The following is a 4,954-nucleotide window of genomic DNA, read 5'->3' on the forward strand; positions in this document are numbered from 1 at the left end:
AGGGCGTCGAGCATGCCCTGCATGAGCGTGATCTCGGCCTGCTGGCCGGACTGGATCTTGGTGGCCAGTGACCGGACCTGGCTCGTCTCCGCGAGTTCGGCACCCGCCTCGGCCATCTCGACGCCGGCCGTGTGGTGGTTGATCATCAGCGTGAGGTAGAGCCTCTCGGCGTCCTCGCCGTCGGCGGCGCGCAGTTCCTCGAGCTGGGCCTCGGTCGCCATCCCGGGCATGAGGCCGTCGGCTGTGAGCATGGACGCGCCGTCCCCCGAGCCCATGTCCATGCCGCCGTGGTCACCGGATCCCGCGGCCATCCACTCCATGCGGGGTTGCGGGCTGCTCTGGCCCAGCCCCCACTCCTCGAGCCAGGCGTACATCTGCCCCGCCTGCTGCTGCTGGGTGAGTGCGATGTCGTAGGCGATCGCACGGAGCGTCTCGTCGGTGGCGCTGTCGCGCACGATCATCGACATCTCGACGGCCTGGTTGTGATGCACCTGCATGTCCCGGGCGAATCCCGCATCCGCGCTGTCCGTGCCCGGATACGAGGGCCCTGCCGAGATGCGTCCTGCGGTGAAGGCCAGCGCGAAGAGGGCGAGTACCGCGATCGCGGCGAGGATCAGGAGCACTCGTTTCTGCCAGCCGGACAGCGAGAGGGTCATGGACGTCCTTGGATTCGGAGGTGTGCCGGTCAGCCACCCTACGGTGTCCGGCTGGGCGTTCCCTCGACAGGGGAATATCCGGTCGGAGTGGTGGCTTATACCCCCTGAGGGTATCGTAGACGACATGCGAGGAGCGAATCGATGACCACCGAGACCACAACGGACGCGACCACGGCACCGCACGGCTACACCGCCGACAAGGACGCCTACCTCAAGCGGCTCCGCCGTATCGAGGGCCAGGTGCGCGGCATCGCGCGGATGGTCGACGAGGACAAGTACTGCATCGACATCCTGACCCAGGTCGCAGCCGTCAACAAGGCACTCCACGCGGTCTCCATGGGACTGCTCGAAGAACACATCTCACACTGCGTCGTCGGGGCAGCCCAGGAGTCCCAGGTCTCCGGCAACGACGACGCCGTCCAGGAGAAGGTCCAGGAAGCGACGGCCGCGATCGGCCGGCTCCTGCGCTGATCCGCCACCATCCACCCCGATCCGAGGAGAACACCATGACCACCACCACGATCAACATCACCGGCATGACCTGCGGCCACTGCGTCAGTGCCGTCGAGAGCGAGCTGTCCGGGCTCCCCGGCGTCGAGACCGTCGACGTCGACCTCGTCAACGGCGGGACGTCGACCGCCACCATCTCGTCCTCCGCACCACTGGATGCCGCCTCGATCGACGAAGCCGTCGCCGAGGCCGGTTACACCGTGGTGCCCGCCGGGTCCTGACATGGCCACGCAGCAGATCCCGGCGCAGCGCGCCGACCAGGAGCAGCGCGTCGTCGAACTGTCCATCCAGGGCATGACGTGCGCGTCCTGCGTGGGCCGTGTCGAGCGGAAGCTCGGCAGGCTCGACGGCGTCGAGGCGAGCGTCAACCTGCCACTGGAGAGCGCCGTGGTCAGGGTCCCCGCCTCCATCAGCGACCAGGACCTGATCGACACCGTCACAGCCACCGGATACGGAGCCCACGTGGTGCATCCCGACCGACCGGGCGGGGACGCGCACGACCATGAGCACACGCCGTCCCTGCTCGGGGCACGGCTGGTGCTCGCCGCACTCCTGTCCGTGCCGGTCCTGTTGATCTCCATGGTGCCCGCACTCCAGTTCGCGAACTGGGGGTGGGTGGTCTTCGCGTTGTCCGTCCCCGTGGTCACCTGGTCCGCGTGGCCGTTCCACCGGGCCGCCGCCGTCAACGCACGGCACCTGTCCTCCACCATGGACACCCTCGTGTCCATCGGCGTCACTGCGGCCTTCCTCTTCTCGGCCTGGCAGCTCGCCGCCGATCCCACCCTGACGCAGCACCCCGGCATGGCCGGCATGGACGCGCATGCCCTCTACTTCGAGGTGGCCGCCGTAGTCGTGACGTTCCTGCTGCTCGGCCGCTTCCTCGAGGCGTCGGCGAAGCAGCGGGCCGGGAACGCCCTGAAGTCACTCCTGAGCCTCGGCGCCAGGGAAGCGCATGTGCTCCGCACCGTCGACGGCGAGCGCATCGAGGTCACCCTGCCCGCCGACACGCTGATCCCGGGCGACGAGTTCGTGGTCCGTCCGGGCGAGAAGATCGCCACCGACGGCGTGGTCACCGAGGGCGCCGGCGCCGTCGACACCGCACTGCTCACGGGAGAGAGCATCCCGGTCGAGGTGACCGCGGGCGACGCCGTCACGGGCGCCACGATCAACACCTCGGGCAGGCTCGTGGTCCGCGCGACGCGCGTCGGTTCCGACACCGTGCTCTCGCACATGGGCCGCCTCGTCAGCCAGGCGCAGAGCGGGAAGGCCCGGATCGCCCGGCTCGCGGACCGCATCAGCGCCGTCTTCGTCCCCGTGGTGCTCGTCCTCGCGATCCTCACCTTCGTGCTCTGGCTCGTCCTCACGGGCGACCTCGACGCGGCCTTCACCGCGGCAGTCACGGTCCTGGTGATCGCCTGCCCCTGCGCCCTGGGCCTCGCGACGCCCACGGCTCTGCTCACCGGCACGGGCCGCGGCGCGCAGCTCGGGATCCTCATCCGCGGACCCCAGGTCCTCGAGGACACCCGGACCGTGGACACGATCGTGCTGGACAAGACCGGCACGGTCACCACGGGTGCCATGGCCGTGGACGACGTCGTCGTGCTGTCCGACATGGACGCCCCCGGCCTGCTGCGCCTCGCGGGCGCCGTCGAGGCCGCGAGCGAGCACCCCATCGCCCAGGCGATCGCCCGGCACGCCGCCGCGCGGGGCAGGCTCCCGGAGACGACGGGCTTCTCCAGCGCTCCCGGCGGCGGCGTGCGCGGCGAGGTCGACGGCGTGACCGTCACGGCCGGCCGGGCAGCCTGGCTGGAGGAGAACGGGATCCGCCCCACCGGTGAGCAGACGGCGGCCTTCGGCACCGCCGAGGACGCGGGAGCGACGGCGGTGTGGGTGGCCGTCGACGGCGACGTCGCGGGCATCATCACCCTGTCCGACACCGTCAAGGAGGGTTCCGCGGCCGCGATCGGACACCTGCGCCGGCTCGGGCTGCGGCCCGTCCTGCTCACGGGCGACAACCGTGCCGTGGCCCTGCAGGTGGCTGCCGCGGTGGGGATCGACGCCGTGGACGTCCGCGCCGGGGTGACTCCGGCGGGCAAGGTCGACGCCGTGCGCGAACTGCAGGCGGCAGGGGCGACCGTGGCCATGGCCGGCGACGGCGTCAACGATGCCGCAGCGCTCGCCCAGGCGGACCTCGGCATCGCGATGGGATCGGGTACCGACGTCGCCATCGAGGCGGCGGACCTCACCGTGATGGGCAACAGTCTGGAGCAGGTCGCCCAGGCGATCGAGCTCTCGCGCCGGACGCTGGGCACCATCAAGGGCAACCTGTTCTGGGCCTTCTTCTACAACGCCGTGGGCATCCCCGTCGCTGCACTGGGCCTGCTCAACCCGATGCTCGCGGGGGCGGCGATGGCGGCGAGTTCTGTCCTCGTGGTCGCCAATTCACTGAGGCTGCGCAGCTTCGGGCGGTGATCCCGCCGGCCCGTGCCGGCACCCGATCGGCTCCTGCCGACCGGGTGCCGGCACCGCTCCGGTCTTTTCCGCCGTCGGTCCGTCAGCGGGATGTGGCCGATGCCAGATCGGACAGTGATGTCAGGGGGACCTCCCTGGGCCGTTCCACGGTGCTGCGGACGCGGACGGCGATCCCGTCCGCAGCCGACTGCAGGAGGGATTCCATGACGTCGAGGACGTGGTAGGCCAGTTCCCCGTTGGCCCGGTGCTGCTCACCCGGCGGGGTGAGGGCCATGTCCGCGAGGCCGTACCCGCGGCCGGCTCCGATATAGCCTGCACTGGCGGGGAGGACCTCCCACCCGATCTCCCTGTCGTTGCCCCTGTTCTCCAGGGCGCAGACGGACACCTCCCCGTCGAAGTAGTTGGGGTCGGGGACCGTCATGCTGGCCCGTTCGCCGTGGATCTCGATGTTGGAGGATCGCGTCTGCACGGCGTCGAAACTCATGACCAGGGTGGAGAGGGCGCCCGACTCGTGCACGAGCACACCGGTGACGTGCGTGTCGATGGTCACCGGCACCGTCTGGCCCGCCCGTGGTCCGCCGCCGATGGTCCGTTGTTCCCGCGTGTGGCTGGCCGCTCCGATGACGGACGTGACCGGCCCCAGCAGGGTGACCAGCGCCGTGACGTAGTACGGGCCCATGTCCAGCAGCGGCCCGCCACCGGGCACGTAGTAGAAGTCCGGGTTGGGGTGCCAGCGTTCATGGCCGGGCGTGACCATGGTCGCGGTGGCCGAGATGGGCCGGCCGATCAGGCCGTCGTCGATCGCATGGCGAGCGGTCTGGATGGCCGTCCCGAGCACCGTGTCGGGAGCGCACCCCACCCGGACCCCGGCGGCCTCCGCGAGGGCGAGCACCTCCCGGGCCTCGGTCGTGTTCGCCGCCAGCGGTTTCTCGCCGTAGACGTTCTTGCCGGCCGCGATCGCCCGAGCCGCCACCTCCGCGTGGGCGGCAGGGATCGTGAGGTTCAGGACGGTGTCGATCCCGGGGTCGGCCAGGAGCTCGTCCACGGTCAGGGCCCGCACTCCCTCCTGCGAGTCCGCCACGGCCTGCGCCCGGCCCGGGTCCAGGTCCGCCACGGCCTTCAGGTTCACCGATCCCAGCGACGGCAGGGTCTTCAGGTACTGGGCCACGATCGCTCCGCAGCCGATGATTCCGACGTTCAACGGCTCGCCCACAGCAAACCCCTTTCGATGATGGTCCGGACGTTGGGATCGTCGAGGATCTCCACGCGGTGTCCGGGGGTGGCGACGAAGATACGGCCCTCGCCCCACTGGCGGG

At 70.4% G+C, this 4,954-nt stretch carries 6 protein-coding genes; 3 read left to right on the forward strand and 3 right to left on the reverse strand.

Features of this window, described 5'->3' with window-relative positions:
• On the reverse strand, positions 1-656 hold a 656-nt coding region (locus tag CVO76_RS00355), incomplete at its 3' end, for a DUF305 domain-containing protein (protein WP_208741644.1).
• Positions 657-797: 141 nt separating this feature from the next.
• Here CVO76_RS00355 and CVO76_RS00360 point away from each other — a divergent pair.
• Genes CVO76_RS00360 through CVO76_RS00370 form a run of 3 tightly spaced genes read left to right on the forward strand, consistent with a single transcriptional unit; the run spans position 798 to position 3,638 of the window.
• Positions 798-1,127, forward strand: a complete 330-nt coding sequence (locus CVO76_RS00360; RefSeq protein ID WP_208740288.1) for a metal-sensitive transcriptional regulator — start codon at positions 798-800, stop codon at positions 1,125-1,127.
• Between the two features lie 35 nt (positions 1,128-1,162).
• Positions 1,163-1,387 carry a heavy-metal-associated domain-containing protein gene (locus tag CVO76_RS00365; protein ID WP_208740289.1) on the forward strand — a complete coding sequence of 75 codons (225 nt, stop codon included), beginning with the start codon at positions 1,163-1,165 and terminating at the stop codon, positions 1,385-1,387.
• Between the two features lies 1 nt (position 1,388).
• Positions 1,389-3,638 carry a heavy metal translocating P-type ATPase gene (locus CVO76_RS00370; protein ID WP_208740290.1) on the forward strand — a complete coding sequence of 750 codons (2,250 nt, stop codon included), beginning with the start codon at positions 1,389-1,391 and terminating at the stop codon, positions 3,636-3,638.
• Between the two features lie 82 nt (positions 3,639-3,720).
• Here CVO76_RS00370 and CVO76_RS00375 read toward each other — a convergent pair whose 3' ends face one another.
• Positions 3,721-4,851: a Gfo/Idh/MocA family protein gene (locus CVO76_RS00375; RefSeq protein WP_208740291.1), complete on the reverse strand. Its 1,131-nt coding sequence runs from the start codon at positions 4,849-4,851 to the stop codon at positions 3,721-3,723.
• A partial coding sequence (locus CVO76_RS17180) for a ThuA domain-containing protein (protein WP_244186273.1) occupies positions 4,836-4,954 on the reverse strand: 119 nt, incomplete at its 5' end. The genes CVO76_RS00375 and CVO76_RS17180, both read right to left, overlap by 16 nt.

Source organism: Arthrobacter agilis, from assembly GCF_002953615.1.
In the GTDB taxonomy this organism is placed as follows: domain Bacteria; phylum Actinomycetota; class Actinomycetes; order Actinomycetales; family Micrococcaceae; genus Arthrobacter_D; species Arthrobacter_D agilis_B.